Source organism: Gordonia sp. p3-SID1431, assembly GCF_025143765.1.
Classification (GTDB): domain Bacteria; phylum Actinomycetota; class Actinomycetes; order Mycobacteriales; family Mycobacteriaceae; genus Gordonia; species Gordonia hongkongensis.
Window position 1 is genome coordinate 1 of record NZ_JAMBDT010000067.1, and the last position, 15,648, is coordinate 15,648.

The following is a 15,648-nucleotide window of genomic DNA, read 5'->3' on the forward strand; positions in this document are numbered from 1 at the left end:
GAAACGTGGCGCCAGACGCAACGACACACGACAACTGGCGTCGGCCCCACCCACCTCTGCACGAATTTGGATCAGATCCAGAAAAACCGTGCGAAGTGGCGGTCACGCCCCTATGGTGGGGGACGTGGCATCGACATCGGACCATGCCCAGCAACTCCGGGCCGCAGATCTTCGTGTCACCCAGCCTCGGGTGACGGTGATGGCCGCCGTCGACAAGCACCCGCATGCCGACACGGACACCATCTATCACGCGGTACGCGAAACCCTGCCCACCGTCTCACGTCAGGCCGTCTACGATGTGCTGCACGCCCTGACCGAGCGCGGGCTCATCCGCCGCATCCAACCCTCGGGTTCGGTGTCGCGCTACGAGTTTCGCACCGGAGACAATCACCACCACGTCGTCTGCCGCGCCTGCGGTGTCATCGCCGACGTGGATTGTGCAATCGGGGAAGCCCCATGCCTGACCCCCTCGGAAGACCACGGTTTCGCAATCGACGAGGCCGAGGTCATCTTCTGGGGCCTGTGCCCCGATTGCCTCAGCAAGGCCCCGACCTGATCACCTCCCGTGATCGCAGCCTGTCAGTCCCCTCGAAAGGAATGTCGTGACCTCCGACAGCCGCCCGCCCAACTCCGACGCCGACACCGCAAGTGCCAGCGAGAGCGAGAACCCGGCGATCCCCTCGCCGAAGCCGAAAGCGCATGCTCCGCTGACCAACAAGGACTGGTGGCCCGAGCAGATCGACCTCTCGATCCTGCACGCCCATTCCTCGCTGTCCAACCCGCTCGGCGAGGACTTCGACTACGCAACGGAATTCGAGAAGCTCGACGTCGAGGCCCTGAAGGCCGACCTGGTCTCGCTGATGACCACGTCCCAGGACTGGTGGCCCGCCGACTACGGCCACTACGGTGGCCTGTTCATCCGTATGAGCTGGCACGCCGCCGGTACCTACCGCATCTTCGACGGCCGCGGCGGCGGCGGTCAGGGTGCACAGCGGTTCGCCCCGCTGAACAGCTGGCCGGACAACGCCAACCTGGACAAGGCGCGTCGTCTGCTCTGGCCCATCAAGCAGAAGTACGGCACCAAGCTGTCCTGGGCCGACCTGCTGGTGTTCGCCGGCAACGTCGCACTGGAGTCCATGGGCTTCAAGACCTTCGGCTTCGGCTTCGGCCGCGAGGACATCTGGGAGCCCGAGGAGGTGTTCTGGGGCCCGGAGGACGCCTGGCTCGGCACCGACAAGCGCTACTCCGGCGAACGTGAGCTCGCCCAGCCCCTCGGCGCCACCACGATGGGTCTCATCTACGTCAATCCCGAAGGCCCCGAAGGCAAGCCGGACCCGATCGCCGCCGCCGAGGACATCCGCGAGACCTTCGGTCGCATGGCGATGAACGATGAGGAGACCGCGGCACTCATCATCGGCGGCCACAGCTTCGGCAAGACCCACGGCGCCGGCGACGCCGACCTGATCGGACCCGAGCCCGAGGGCGCCCCGATCGAACAGCAGGGCCTGGGCTGGAAGTCGGGCTACGGCAAGGGCAAGGCCGAGGACACGATCACCAGTGGTCTCGAGGTCGTCTGGACCTCCACCCCGACCCAGTGGGGCAACGGATTTCTCCAGAACCTCTACGGTTACGAATGGGAGCTCACCAAGAGCCCCGCGGGGGCCTGGCAGTACGTCGCGAAAGACGGTGCGGGAGCAGGCACGATCCCCGATCCGTTCGGCGGTCCCGGTCGCGCGCCCACCATGCTGGTGACCGACGTCGCCCTGCGCGAGTCCCCCATCTACGCCGACATCACCCGTCGGTGGCTCGACCATCCCGAGGAGCTCGCCGAGGCCTTCGCCAAGGCGTGGTACAAGCTGCTGCACCGCGACATGGGTCCGGTCAGCCGTTACCTCGGCCCGTGGGTTCCCGAGCCGCAGATCTGGCAGGACCCGGTGCCCGCGGTCGATCACGAACTGATCGACGCCGACGACATCACCTCTCTCAAGGGCACGTTGCTCGACGCGCTGTCCCCGACGCAGCTCATCAAGACGGCCTGGGCGTCGGCGGCCAGCTTCCGCAGCACCGACAAGCGGGGCGGTGCCAACGGCGCCCGCATCCGTCTCGAGCCGCAGAAGAACTGGGAGATCAACGAGCCCGGCGAGCTCGCCAAGGTGCTGCCGGTACTCGAGCAGGTCCAGAAGGACTTCAACGACTCGGCATCGGGCGGCAAGAAGGTCTCGCTCGCCGACATCATCATCCTCGGCGGTGCGGCGGCGATCGAGAGGGCCGCCGAGGCAGCCGGTTTCCCGGTCACCGTGCCGTTCACCCCCGGCCGTACGGACGCCTCGCAGGAGAGCACCGACGTCGACTCATTCGAGGTCCTCGAACCGCGCGCCGACGGGTTCCGCAACTTCAGCAAGGACGGCGAGAAGACTCCGCTGGAGTCGCTGCTCCTCGACCGTGCCTACATGCTGGACCTCACCGCGCCGGAGCTGACCGTCCTCGTCGGTGGTCTCCGCGTGCTCGACACCAATTACGGTGGCAGCAAGCACGGCGTGTTCACCGACCGGCCCGGCGTCCTGTCGACGGACTTCTTCCGCAACATCATCGACATGAACACCGAGTGGAAGAGCGGTTCCGACGAGAACGTCTACGAGGGAACCGACCGCGCCACCGGCGAGAAGAAGTGGACGGCAACGGCTGCCGACCTCGTGTTCGGCTCGCACTCGCAGCTGCGCGCGCTCTCCGAGGTCTACGCGCAGGACGACTCGGCGGAGCGTTTCGTCAACGACTTCGTCAAGGCGTGGGTGAAGGTCTCGAACAACGATCGGTTCGATCTGGCCTGATCCGTCATCTCACGATCGAGAACACCCCGCGGGCACCTCGCCCGCGGGGTGTTCTGCTCTGCCGGTGAGGTTCTCGAATCACCGTTCCCGCAGGCACGCGACGACCTCGGCGAGCACCTGCTCGACACGGGGCCCCGTGAGCGCGGAGGCCGCGCCGGTCACCAGGACCTGCAGCTCCCCCTGTGCGGTCGGCGAGCCCTCGATCTGCAGCATCCATCGCGTGGTCCGCGGTGGGAACACGTACAGGTGACCGCCCACGCTCGGCCCGGTGATCGTCGGGGTCCAGCCGAGCAGCACCGGCACCGGGAAGAGGCGCCCGTCGACGACCGGCCGGCCCAGTACGTCCAGCACGTCCTCCATCGGCCCGGTCGCCGCGGCGATGCACCGACGGGTGCGCTCGACCGAGCCGCGGACATCCTCGCGGGCGTCGAGCGGTGTGACCGCAGCGACGACGAAGTCGCCCACGGTGTCCTCGGCGCCCGCCGGCCGCGTCGACGCCGCGGTGGCCGCCATCACCCGGTCTTGTCCGGTCAGTCGCGCGAGCGCCTCCGACACCGATCTCCCGAATGCCTCGAACGGGGTCATGCCCTGCTCGGACGCACCGGCACGGAACCGTGCGTAGACGTCGGCGTCGACGAGAGCCCGGCGACGAACCGCCGTGGACTGCGCGCAGGAGACGGGGTCCAACCCGTCCAGGGTGAAGGACCCCGCGGGCGACTCACCGAGCAGTTGGTGCCACGACCGGCCGTCCATGTCGTCGTCAGTGCGTGGTGCGTGCGGCGAGATGGGTTGCACCGCAGGGGCATTCACTCCGCGGGCGAGCAGGTCCGCCTCCCGGGCCAGCGTTCCGAGCGAGTGCCCGTCGACCGCGATGTGATGGAACACCGCGACCGCGGCCATCACACCGCCGTCGGCATCCGCCAGGATCCGCACGCAGAACGGCGGCGCGACCCGGACATCGAGCGACGCCGACATCTGTTCGGCGTGTGCGCGTAGGCTCTGGCGTCCCGGGTTCGGGTCTGGGTCCGAAACCACCTGCACGGCAACATCGACCGCTGCGTCAGCGCCGCCGGCCAGCGCCCGCTGGACCGGCCCGGCGGGGGTGTCCGGATAGCTCGACCGCAGGGCGGGGTGCCGATCGGCCAACGCGCGGAGCAATTCTCGCAATTCGGGAGCGGTGGGCCGCCCGGTCTCGGGTGGAACCCATCCGACGCGGACCAGCTGCCCGTGCGGGTGTCCCGGTGCGCGTTCGACCGTCCGTTCTGCGGACGTGAGCGGACGATCGTCGTCCGGTGCGGCCGGTCGCCGTACGGTGTCGTCCGGGCGGACCGGCTCGACCATCCGCTCGGCCAGCGTCTCCAGGTCGGGCGCGGTGAGCACGTCGTCGGGCCCGATCTCGGAATGCCCTGCCGCGATCAGCGATCCGACGACCCGCATGACCGCCAGGGAGTCGCCGCCCTGCTCGAGGAAGCCGGCGAACAGATCGACCTCATCAGTGCCCAGCGCCTCGCCCACGACCCGAACCAGCAGGGTCTCGTGCGAGCCGACGGGTCCGCGCACCGACCGGCGACCGGGGAGCGGGTGGTCCACCAGCTTTCCGACGTCGAGCTTGCCGTTGCCGGTACGGGGTAGCGCGTCGATGCCGATGATGAGCGCGGGCACCATGTACGACGGCAGGACACCGGCGACCGCGCGACGCAGCCCGGGTGCGTCGACATCCGTTCCGGTTCGCTGCGGCACGACGAATGACACCAGAGCGGTACGGCCCGACGGCAACTCGCGCAGAATCGTCGCGGAACTCCGCACGTCGGTGCATCGTCCGAGCGCAGCGTCGATCTCAGCGAGTTCGATTCGCAAGCCCCGCAGGGTGATCTGTCCGTCGCGGCGTCCGAGCAGTCGGATCTCACCGGCCTCGGTCCACTGGGCCAGGTCGCCGGTCCGGTACATCACCTCCTCGGCCGAGAACGTGCTCTGCACGAAGGCCTCCGCAGTGGACGCCGAATCGTCGAGATAGCCGTCGGCCAATTGCGGTCCCGCACAGTGGAGCGTGCCGATCGCCCCGGGAGGTTGTGGCCGGCCGAGGCGATCCAGGACCGCCTCGTCGACTCCGACCATCGGCGGGCCCACAGTGATCGCCTCGCCCGGCAGCAGCGGAGCGGAGATGTTGATGCTGCACCGGGCTTCGGTGGGTCCGTACGCATTCCGCAGCCGGACGCGACCCGACCAGCGGTCGACCACCCGCGGCGACGGCGGTTCGCCACCGATGATCACCTGCACCAGATCGTCGGCCAGATCCAGGGGCAGGGTGTCGAGGACCGACGGCGTGACGATGAGGTGACTGACGCGATGCCGTCGGATCAGCTGTGCCAGTGCATCACCGCCGGGTGCCGACCTCGGCGCGACGACAACTGTCGCCCCACAGGCGACCCCGCACAGCATCTCGACGATCCCGGTGTCGAAGGTCGGGGACGACGCGTGCAGGATGCGTGACCCGGGTGCTAGAGCGTACGTCTGTCGGATCTCCGCGATCAGGGCGGGCAGGCCGCGGTGGGGCATGATCACGCCTTTGGGCGTTCCGGTGGAACCCGAGGTGAACAGCAGGTAGGCGGCATCGTCGGGCCCGCGTTCCAAACCCGGCCACCGATCGGGGATCGGAGAGCCGGGGTCGTCGTGCTCGAGGTCGAGCCACCGGATCGAGCCCGGGTGTGGGGCGCCCGGCACGCACAATCCGACCTTGGCGCCGGAGCGATCGAGCAGATCCCTCGTTCTCGCGTCCGGTGCGAACGGATCGCCGACCGGCACCCATACGCCGCCCGCACACAGCACCGACCAGAACGCGACAACGGAGGCCGCCGACCGCTCGATGGACACCGCCACGCGGTCGCCCGCACCGACCCCGGCCTCCAGGAGCAACCGGGTCCCGCGAACGACCCGGCGCGCGAACTCGCGTCGGGACACCGACACCTCACCGTCGATGATCGCGATGGCCTCCGGGTCCGCCGAACGGTGGTCCTCCAGGTGGCTCACGGTCGGCGTGAAGGGCGGTGCCGGTGGTCCGCTCCGGCACCGAAACCGCTCCCACTCCCCGTCGACGAACACCGAATCGTCGGGAACCGTTGGGCCACCGTCCAGTTCGCGCAGCGTGGCGGTGAGGTATCGGTCGAAACGTCGGGCGAGGGTGGCCAGCGCATCGGTGTCGACGACGGCGTCCGGGGCTTCCCAGGTCACCGCCCGGCGACCGTTCTGATCGGCGGGGTGCAGGGTCACCGCGACGTCGGAGATCGGTCCGGTCCGCATCACCTCGAGTCCCCAGTGCAAGCCGTCGACAGCGGGCGGCCCGAAACCCGGCAAGAGGTTGACCACCGCACCGAAGCCGTTGAGCCCGTGCTGGTTCCGCAGCATGTCCTCGCGAGGGTAGCGCTGATGGCGCAGTGCCTCGATCAGGGCCGACGACACCGCGGAGAGGGCCTGCCCGGCGTCGCGGTCGCCGATTCCGTCGAGGCGCAGGGGCACGACGTTCGAGACAGGCTGCACCGCCCGGAGACGTGCCGCCGAGGTACGTGCCGCGACCGGGAGACTCAATCCCACGTCCGGGGCGTCGAGGAGCCGGGCGCACAGGCCCGCGAACGCGGTGACGAACTCGGCCGACGATGCGGTGCGCGGACTTCTCAGGGTTTCGGTGACGCGCGTGATCGACGACGTGAAATGCGGGATGGAACCGGCCAGCAGGGACGGCGCGAGGCCGTCGAGTCGTCGGGCCCAGTGTTGTTCGTCGGCCCCTCGGCGTCGCGAGCCGCGGTACCTCTCCTCTTCGGCCTCGAGTTCGGGGTCGTCGGCGAGGGGCATCTCGTCCGGTCGCGCAGTACCCGCGTAGACAGCGGCGATGTGCGCCATGACCCGCAGGACGCCGGCGCCGTCGGTGAGCACGTGATGCACCCGCACGATCCACCGGTGGGAGTCGGGAGCGAGGACGTGCAGTTCGCTGCGGAACAACGGCAGTCCGAGATCGGCGCCTGCGGGGTCGTCGAGGAAACGCTGCGCACGCGCCTCGCTCTCGGCAGCCGGGTCGGCACACGCGGACAGGTCCACGCACTCCACCGGGTCCAGTCCGGAACCGGCTGGTTGCAGGGGGTGCGGATGACCGTCGGCCGGCGACCGATTCGGGCTCAGACGCACGTCGTACCAGCCGACGTGGTCGAGCACGGCACCGGCCGTGCGGTGGAGTCGTTCGGCATCGAGCGGGCCGCTCAGGGTCAGGCCGAACGCGACGACATGCGAGACCTCGGGATGCAGCAGTTGCGAGAGCCACAGGCCGCGCCGGGTCACGGTCATCGCGGATCGCCCACTGGGCCTCGTCGGGTGGAGCCGTGCCCGGAGATCACGCCCCGACCGTAGGTGCGCCGAGTTGAACGGACGCTGAAATGCGAGGTCCGGCGGTCGACGACGACCGCCGTCCGCGGTGCATCTCCCGCGGCGTCACGCGCCGAGCGCGCGGGCGAACATCGGCCAGGACTCATGCATCTGGTCCTCCCAGTACCCCCAGGAATGCGTACCGGTCGCCGGGAGCCGGACGACGGCCGGGATGCGCAGCGCGGCGAGGCGGTTTGCCATCGTCACCGTGCACGATCGTGCGGTCGCTTCGGCGAATCCGCCGGCCGCGACCTGTTCGGCGAGCTCCCCCACGTTGCCGGCGATCCGCCGGTCGGACAGATTGTCGTGCGCACCGGGCAATCCGGTCGCCGCACTGATCCACAGGGCAGGGGTGCGACGCCCGAACTTGTAGGCGTTGATCACCGGATCCTGGGCTGCCCACTGCGGGTCCCCGGGCGGGCCGTACATGTTGCTGGCGTCGGCGAGTCCGGGGACGAACGCCACGTTGCGCAACAGCAACTGCCCGGTGGGCGACGCGGTGTCGGCGCATCCCGAATAGGAACCGACCGCACGGTAGAACCCGGGGTGGTTCTCGGCGATCCGGAGCACGGCAGTACCCGCCATCGAGATCCCCGCGACCCCGCGCGAGCGTCCCGGGCCGGATCGTCCCCCGTGCGCGTTCTCGAAGGCGGCGGGCAGCTCCGAGGTCAGAAAGGTCTCCCACCGCAGGGGCCGTGACGTCTTCACGCCGAACCGGAAGTTCGCGGCCGGGTCGACGCGCCGCCAGTCGGCGTAGTAGCTCGCCGCGCCCCCGATCGGGGCCACGGTCCACACGTTCTTGTTCGCATAGAACGCGTTGGCGTCGGTGGCGTGCGTCCAGTCGTCGTTGTCCTCGCCACCGGACGATCCGCTGAGCAGGTACATCACCGGTGCGGCCTGGTTCCGGTTCGCGGGCGTCTGGACCAGCGACGGGACCTGGGTCTGCATCGACCGTGACCACACCGACACCACGAGATTGCGGGGCGACACCCAGGTCTCCCGGTATGGCGCGCCGGCCGTCGCCTTGGCGTATCGGACACCGGTGAGGGTGTCCGCCGACGCAGATCCCGCGGAGGGCACGAGCACACCCGCCACGCCCATCACCATGGACAGGACGGCAACGCCGACGCCGACGCCGACGACCAGGACATTCGGCAAGCGAGACATCGGCGGCTCCTCGAGTTCGTGCCGAATCATCACCGACCCGGTCCCGTCATCGTATGCACACCGCTCTGTACCCAGGACCGTTCGGGTCAATCGTCCAGGACTGTCGCACAACAGAATCGGACGAATCGGGTATGAGGTGCGTCGGCCCGACGTACGGTCGGACGATGACACCACTCCTGCGCACCGCCGTCGCGACGCTCGCCGCCGCGGCCGCTCTCCTGACGCCGCTCGCGATGTCGTCGGGGACGGCGAATTCCACGCCTTCGTCCGGAGTCTCGGCGGTCAGCCTGGCCAAGGCGGATATCCCGGCCGACCTCCTACCATTCGTGCCCGACGGCGTACACGTGGAGGTTCGGGAGATCACCATCGCCCCCGGCGGCACCACCGGGTGGCACTATCACGACGGCCCGCTCTACGGACTGGTCCGGCAGGGCACCCTCACCCACCCCGGCTCCGACTGCAAGCCGGTGGTGTACCGGACCGGCGAGATCATCGCCGAACCCGGGGGCAAGGCGAACACCCACGAGGGAACCAATCTCGGGACCACCCCGGTCGTGCTGGTTGTCCTGTACCTGATGCCGCTGAACAAGCCGCTGTCCGAGGACGCACCCGCACCGCCGTGTGCGACGGCCACTTCCTGACGGCGGGCGAGCCAGCCCCTGCTCCCTGATCCGAAAGAAGTGACCCCATTGCTCCCTGAGCTGAGGAGTGAGGAGCGATAGCGACGAGCCACGAAGGGCCTGGTGAGACACGTTGCGAAGCCGTTCGTGGCTCGCTTCGCTCGCACCTCAGGGAGCAGAGGGAGGCCGTCGCTGCACCCAACGGACCAGCGGTTCTGTGGTTCACTCGGATCAGGGAGCAGAACGCTGCCGCCAGTCGAGCAGTGTCCCGAGGTCGGCTGCGAGCGAACGTGAATCAGCGGTCACGAGTTCTCCGTCGCGTACCACCCACCGACCTGCGACCATGACGTCGCGGGGTCGCCGGCCCGGGCCGGCCCACAGCAGGCCGTCGACCGGGTCGGTGACCCCGGCGTCGAAGACGTCCGAGCAGTCCCACACGCAGAGGTCGGCGGCGGCACCGGGCCGGAGGTGCCCCAGCTCGCTGCGGCCGAGACCTGCCGCCGAACCCTCGGACGCCATCGCGAGAACCTCTCGGGCCGTGACGGGTTCGCCGATCAATCCCGAGACCTGAACGGCCAGGCGGGCATCGGCGAGCAGGTGCCCGGCGTCGTTGCTCCCGCCGCCGCTGGTGCCGAGTCCCACCCGCACACCCGCGGACACGAGCGCCGCAACCCGCGCGACGCCCCATCCCATCGGCACGTCGCACCCGGGCGCGTGGGTCGCAGACGCTCCCGATCGCGCGACCAGAGCCACTTCGTCGTCGGTGATCTCGCACAGATGCGCCAGCGTGACGTCGTCGGCGAGCCAACCCCACTCGTCGAGCAACTCGAGGGGACGCCGCCCATATCGTTCCGCGGCGACCTGCACATCGACCTGCTCGTTCGCCTGCGTACGACGACGCAGGCCGAGTCGGGATGCGACCTCGCCGAGCGTCGCGAAGGTCTCCGGCCCGTCGCTGTGCACGCCGGACGGGCCGACGGCCAGCTGCAGCATCCCGTCCGCGCTCGTGCCGGTTGCCCCCGCACCCAGATGGGTTCGGTGGATGTCCTCGACCGATGTGGCTGCGGCTTGCGGGTCGTCGCGAGCAGTGCCCCGGACGAAGACCAATCGCGCACCGACCCGTGCGGCGGCATCGATGGTCCCTCCGGCCAACGCGACCGGGTCCTGACCACCGGGCCAGGTCAGATGATGGTCGGCGACCGTGGTCACACCGCACAGCAGGGATTCCGCGAGACCGGCAGCCGCTGCCGCGGCGACGAGCTCGGGGTCGACACCGACCGATGAATAGCGTTGCGCCATCAGGCCGAGCCACTGCGGCATCGGTACCGACCGGCTCTCCGGACGCGACCGGAACGCGGTCTGCAGCAGATGGTGGTGCGCGTTCACGAGACCGGGCGTGACGACGCACCCCGAGACGTCGACGACCTCGTCCGCGGCGGCCCGGCCGCCGACCGCGGCCCCGATCCGCCGGTCGTCGACCACGACCGGATCGCGCGTGACCATCGACGCGTCACGTAGGACCGCCACGGCGCCGGTGAGCACCGTGACCGTCACAGCTCGAGCACCAGACGACCGCTCGTACACCGCGACACGCAGATCATCATCGATTCGTTCTCGGACCGCTCCTCCGGCGACAGGATCGAGTCGCGGTGGTCCACCTCGCCGCTGACCACCCCCGTCTCACAGGTTCCGCAGACACCTTCGCGGCACGACGACGGCGCCACCACCCCACGTCCGTCCAAGACGTCGAGGATGGTGCGATCCTGCGGCACCGTCACCGTCACGCCCGAGAAGGCAAGGGAGAGTTCGAACTCCGCGTCAGCCGCGGACTGCGTCGTCGTGGCGGTGAACTTCTCGGCGAACGAATCCACGGCCGGTTGCGGCTCACACACTTGCGCAACGGCATCCAGCATCGACGGCGGTCCGCAGGTGTACACGGCGGTGCCGCGGGCGAGCCCGGCCAGGACGCCACCGAGATCCAGGCGGCCCGAGTGGGCCGACTCGTGAATCGTGACCAGTCCGGGGTACCTGGATTCGATCTCGTCGACGAAGGCCATCTCCGCCCGGGACCGTCCGACGTAGACGAGCCGCCACGGCCGCCCGGTACGGCGGGCCTCGTCGACGAGGGCGAGGACGGGGGTGATGCCGATACCACCGGCCACGAACACATAACCGAGTGCACGTGTCAGCGCGAAGTGATTGCGCGGCGGGCTGATCCACACCTCACCGCCCACCTGGATGTCGTCGTGCACGGAGTCCGAACCGCCCCGGCTGTCGATCCGGCGTTCGACGGCGATCCGGTACGTACTCGTGTCGTCAGGGGAGGAACACAACGAATACTGCCTGACCGGGCCGGCCGGTGTGTGCAGATCGACGTGCGATCCAGCGGTCCACGACGGCAGCGCGTCGACACCGACCGGCGCGAGGACGAATTCGTCCACCCGACGGGCGAGCCGGCGCCGTGACACCACGCGGACACGCAGTCCATCTCGAAGGTCGTTCGCTGACACAGACATCGGAGATCTCCTAGGTACTACGATCTCCGCCGGTATTCCCAGCCACGGGAACCACCCCCACCGTCGCGGATCTCCGACACCTGCGTTGACGCCTGGACAACGACGAGCCGAGCGGCCTCGGAACCGGTGAGCCGCCACCGGTGGGGAATGCCGCCAGCGTAGTAAAGGCTGTCGCCTCTTCGCAATTCGAGGAGACTTCCGTCGCCGAGGTCGACCTCGACCTCGCCGTCGACGACATGCAACCACTCGTCCTGCTCGTGCTGGAAGTACTCGCCGTAGTCCCGCCGGTTCAACAACTGCTCCTGGGGGAAGAACGCGGCGTCTCCTCGAACGAGCAGCCGGGCGTATCCGGCGTTGTCGCCGGCCTGCGGAAGGATCGCGCCCTCGCCGGCACGCACCAGTTGCGTCCCGACGGGTGCCGGAGACGGTGCCCCCGCCACGTGCGCAGGGTCCGCGGCCAGCATCAGACTGACCTGGGTGGTGTCCAGCGCCCTGGCGATCCGTTCCAGGGTCGTCATGCTCGGACGCGCGTATCCGCGCTCGAGCTGCGACAAGAACGGATGCGAGATACCGGCCTGCGCAGCCAGATTCGTCAACGTGAGGCCATGCTGCTTACGTCGTCGGCGGATCTCGGCACCCAGCGACACCTGCGCGACGTCCGGCTCGTCGAGCGCCATGTGGCTCACACCCTTCCTGCAGAACCGATGGTTACACGCCCGCAGCGCTGGTTAACGTCGTGGCAACAGCGCATTCCTATATTCGGACGTGTTGACGTGATCAACAAGTATCACGAACCGCCCCAACCCCGCCGACCCCAGCCACAGCGGGACCACCGACCCAGTCGTGCACCGTCGCACGCCATTTCGATGTTCTCGAGGAAGTGTCATCAATGCCGACTCAGCAGACAGCGCCCGTGCCGGGCATCACCGGATCACTGGCCGACGGGTCAGTGGTCGATGTCGAGCTGTCCGCCGATGCCGACGGTATCCACCGCGTCCGCGCCGTCACACCGTTTTCTCCCGATGTCCCACATCCCGCCGACTGGCTGGATCTCCGCGACCACCTGCTGCTCCCACCCGCCGCCGAACCCCACGCCCACCTGGACAAGGCCCTGTCGTGGCCGGAGTTGTCACCGCCGAGCGGCGACCTCAACGCCGCGATCGCCTCCTGGCGGGCCGGCAGCGTCTCCCTCGATGAGCAGTCCTTCCGGACGCGCGCCCTCCGTGCGACCTCGTCCATGCTGCGCAACGGCATCACCGCGGTGCGCACCCACGCCGACGTGCTCTCGCACGACGACCCACTGCGAGCCGTCCGCGTGCTCACCGAGGTCCGGGAGCACCTGCGCGGACTGATGGACATCCAGGTCGCGGTCCTGGCGAGCCCACTCACGCCCACCGCGCACATCGAGGCCGCGCTCGACGCCGGCGTCGACCTCGTCGGCGGGGCCCCGCACATCGCCGATGACCCCATCGCCGAGCTCACGAGACTGCTCGACCTCGCCGAAGCGCGCGGTATCGGCGCCGACCTGCACGTCGATGAATTCCTCGACGGTGACCACCTGACCATCGAGGCCTTCGCCGACCGCGTCGCCGAGTGGCCCGACGACCGGATCCGCACGGCCGGCCACTGTTGCCGCCTCGACACCCTGGCCGCCGCCGACCTGCAACGGGTCGCACGGGCGCTCGCACGGGCCCGTGTCTCGGTCGTCGCCTTGCCGGTGACGAACCTGTACCTCCAGGGCCGATCCGGACCGTCCGCGGGGCGACGAGGCATCACGCCGATCGACGTGCTGCGCGATCACGGCGTCCGCGTCGCCGGTGGTGCGGACAACATCCGCGACCCGTTCAACCCCGTGGGCCGGGCCGACCCGCTCGAGACCGCCGCCCTGCTGATCACCGCCGCACATCAGAACCCCCACACCGCAACGGAACTGGTCACCTCCGAGGCGCGTGCCGTGCTCGGACTGGAGCCCGCGGGCCCCGTCGTCGGAGCCCGCGCCGACCTCGTCGCCATCCGCGGCGCCGATCTCACCGAGGTCATCGCCACCGCGCCGGCCGACCGGGTCGTGATCGTGAACGGAACGGCGGTCGCACGCACCGAGTCCACCACCTGGACGGCGTTCCCGTCGTTCCCGGTTCCGTCCCCGGCAGGAGCATCACAGGCCGGAATGTCCTCAGCCGCAGCATCACCGCTGGGCCTGTCCCCCGTCGGCATGGAGAGATGATGAGTTCACCAGCAACGACCCACAGACCGGCACTCGGTCACCCGCTCGTCGGCTTCGAACACGTGGAGCTCACCTATCCGGACGGCACCCACGCCCTCCGCGACGTGAACCTCACCGTGCGCGAGGGCGAGTTCGTCAGCGTCGTGGGCCCATCGGGTTGCGGCAAGTCGACCCTCCTGCGGTTGTCGTCGGGCCTGGAGACGATCACCGACGGTTACCTGCAGAGCGGTGCCGAACGGATCGGTTACGTGTTCCAGGACGCCACCCTGCTCCCGTGGCGGACCGTGGCCGACAACGTCGCACTGCTCGGTGAACTCGACGGTGCACCGAAAGCCGAACGGCGCGAACGCGTCCGCGCCGCGCTGGAGACGGTCGGGCTGACCGGGTTCGACAAGCACCTGCCGCACATGCTGTCCGGCGGCATGCGGATGCGGGTGTCGCTGGCCCGCTCGCTGACGCTCGATCCCGATCTGTTCCTGTTCGACGAACCGTTCGCCGCACTCGACGAATTGACCCGCGAACGGCTCGGTACCGACCTGACCGAGCTGTTCGCCGTCAAACGCTTTGCCGGCCTGTTCATCACCCACTCGGTCGCCGAGGCGGCGTTCCTGTCCACGCGTGTCCTGGTGATGTCGGGACGGCCGGGATCCATCGTCGACGAGATCGAGGTCCCCTTCGACTATCCGCGGTCGCCCGACCTGCGTTTCGAGCCGGAGTTCGGCGCGATCGCCGGCCGGATCTCCCGCGCACTCCGAGAGGCACATTCATGAGCGCCCCCGACACCGGCACCGAGACCGCCCCGGGCGTGCGAACCCCGAAAACCGGCAAGGGCGGTACACCCGACCCTGGGTCCACCACCGAGCTCGCCGTGGCCGCGCGCACGGGTCGACGGGGCCGTTCCCGGTCGAAGATGGTCGGAGTGGCCGCACCGCTCGTCGTGCTGGCGCTGGTCATCGGCGCGTGGTACCTCGTCAGCTACGCGGTGCTCGATCCCGGCCGTCGGTTCCTGATGCCGCCCCCGCACCAGGTCGTCACCGACGGACTGCTGGGCGACTCCGCCCAGGCGATGTGGGAGGCCCTGAGCCGCACGGCGACTGTCGCGTTGACCGGCCTGGCGATCGCCGCGATCATCGGCATCGCGTGGGCGGTGATCATGTCGCAGTCGCGGCTGATGGAGAACGCCCTCTTCCCGTATGCCGTGGTCCTGCAGTGCGTCCCGATCCTGGCGCTCGTCCCCCTGGTCGGATTCTGGTTCGGATTCGGCTTCAGTGCACGGGTTTTCGTGTGTGTACTGATCTCGCTGTTCCCGATCGTCTCCAACACCCTGTTCGGCCTGCGATCGGTCGACCGGCAGATGCGGGATCTCTTCGCCCTGCACCATCCGAGCCGCGTCACCATCCTGCGCAAGCTGGAGTTCCCCGCCGCCATGCCGGCCATCTTCGCCGGTCTCCGCATCTCGGCGGGCCTGTCGGTGGTCGGCGCCATCGTGGGCGACTTCTTCTTCAAGCAGGGCAATCCCGGCATCGGCATCCTGATCGACAACTACCGGTCGCGACTGCAAGCCGAGGAACTGTTCGCCTCGATCGTGCTCGCCTCACTTCTCGGCGTGGCCGTCTTCTGGTTCTTCGGCTGGCTCGGCAACCGCATCGTCGGACGCTGGTACCAGCGCTGACCTGATCTTCTCTCGCCGGGTGGTTTCGACTCGGCTCCTCGCTTCGCTCGGTGCCGGCTCAACCAGCGGGGGTATCGGCTCCTCGCTTCGCTCGGTGCCGGCTCAACCAGCGGGGGTTTCGGCTCCTCGCTGCGCTCGGTGCCGGCTCAACCAGCGGGTGGGTCCCTGTCGTCGACACCCCATGATCCTCCATCCAACTTCCGGAATCTCT

The 15,648-nt window shown here is 69.1% G+C and carries 11 protein-coding genes; 6 read left to right on the forward strand and 5 right to left on the reverse strand.

Annotated elements, in window-relative coordinates; all coding sequences use genetic code 11:
- Window positions 1-112: 112 nt before the first annotated feature.
- Together M4D77_RS16175 and katG are read left to right on the forward strand one after the other, a co-directional pair.
- Window positions 113-556 (forward strand): Fur family transcriptional regulator, encoded by a 444-nt coding sequence (locus tag M4D77_RS16175; RefSeq protein ID WP_065631428.1) that lies wholly within the window; start codon window positions 113-115, stop codon window positions 554-556.
- A gap of 46 nt (window positions 557-602) precedes the next feature.
- The gene (gene katG / locus M4D77_RS16180) at window positions 603-2,828 is read left to right on the forward strand and encodes a catalase/peroxidase HPI (RefSeq protein ID WP_068970181.1); all 2,226 of its coding nucleotides are present in this window, start codon (window positions 603-605) and stop codon (window positions 2,826-2,828) included.
- Between the two features lie 78 nt (window positions 2,829-2,906).
- On the opposite strand, the gene M4D77_RS16185 is transcribed toward katG, so the two are convergent.
- Window positions 2,907-7,160: an AMP-binding protein gene (locus tag M4D77_RS16185; protein WP_259936685.1), complete on the reverse strand. Its 4,254-nt coding sequence runs from the start codon at window positions 7,158-7,160 to the stop codon at window positions 2,907-2,909.
- 144 nt (window positions 7,161-7,304) lie between these two features.
- The gene (locus tag M4D77_RS16190; protein ID WP_165629582.1) at window positions 7,305-8,405 is read right to left on the reverse strand and encodes an alpha/beta hydrolase family protein; all 1,101 of its coding nucleotides are present in this window, start codon (window positions 8,403-8,405) and stop codon (window positions 7,305-7,307) included.
- 164 nt (window positions 8,406-8,569) lie between these two features.
- Between M4D77_RS16190 and M4D77_RS16195 the strand changes: the two genes are divergently transcribed.
- The gene (locus M4D77_RS16195) at window positions 8,570-9,046 is read left to right on the forward strand and encodes a cupin domain-containing protein (protein ID WP_068970179.1); all 477 of its coding nucleotides are present in this window, start codon (window positions 8,570-8,572) and stop codon (window positions 9,044-9,046) included.
- A 210-nt stretch (window positions 9,047-9,256) separates the two neighbouring features.
- Here the strand turns inward: M4D77_RS16195 and M4D77_RS16200 are convergent, their stop codons facing one another.
- Genes M4D77_RS16200 through M4D77_RS16210 form a run of 3 tightly spaced genes read right to left on the reverse strand, consistent with a single transcriptional unit; the run spans window position 9,257 to window position 12,218 of the window.
- The gene (locus M4D77_RS16200; protein ID WP_259936686.1) at window positions 9,257-10,579 is read right to left on the reverse strand and encodes an amidohydrolase family protein; all 1,323 of its coding nucleotides are present in this window, start codon (window positions 10,577-10,579) and stop codon (window positions 9,257-9,259) included.
- Window positions 10,576-11,541 (reverse strand): PDR/VanB family oxidoreductase, encoded by a 966-nt coding sequence (locus M4D77_RS16205; protein WP_259936688.1) that lies wholly within the window; start codon window positions 11,539-11,541, stop codon window positions 10,576-10,578. Before M4D77_RS16205 ends, M4D77_RS16200 begins: the two co-directional genes overlap by 4 nt.
- Before the next feature lie 17 nt (window positions 11,542-11,558).
- Window positions 11,559-12,218, reverse strand: coding sequence for a helix-turn-helix domain-containing protein (locus M4D77_RS16210; protein WP_065631433.1), 660 nt, complete (start codon window positions 12,216-12,218; stop codon window positions 11,559-11,561).
- Window positions 12,219-12,430: 212 nt separating this feature from the next.
- On the opposite strand from M4D77_RS16210, the gene M4D77_RS16215 reads away from it, so the two are divergent.
- Genes M4D77_RS16215 through M4D77_RS16225 form a run of 3 tightly spaced genes read left to right on the forward strand, consistent with a single transcriptional unit; the run spans window position 12,431 to window position 15,437 of the window.
- Window positions 12,431-13,765: an amidohydrolase family protein gene (locus tag M4D77_RS16215; RefSeq protein ID WP_259936689.1), complete on the forward strand. Its 1,335-nt coding sequence runs from the start codon at window positions 12,431-12,433 to the stop codon at window positions 13,763-13,765.
- The gene (locus tag M4D77_RS16220; RefSeq protein WP_058249775.1) at window positions 13,765-14,535 is read left to right on the forward strand and encodes an ABC transporter ATP-binding protein; all 771 of its coding nucleotides are present in this window, start codon (window positions 13,765-13,767) and stop codon (window positions 14,533-14,535) included. Before M4D77_RS16215 ends, M4D77_RS16220 begins: the two co-directional genes overlap by 1 nt.
- The gene (locus tag M4D77_RS16225; protein ID WP_259936690.1) at window positions 14,532-15,437 is read left to right on the forward strand and encodes an ABC transporter permease; all 906 of its coding nucleotides are present in this window, start codon (window positions 14,532-14,534) and stop codon (window positions 15,435-15,437) included. The genes M4D77_RS16220 and M4D77_RS16225 overlap by 4 nt, the downstream gene beginning before the upstream one ends.
- Window positions 15,438-15,648 lie beyond the last annotated feature (211 nt).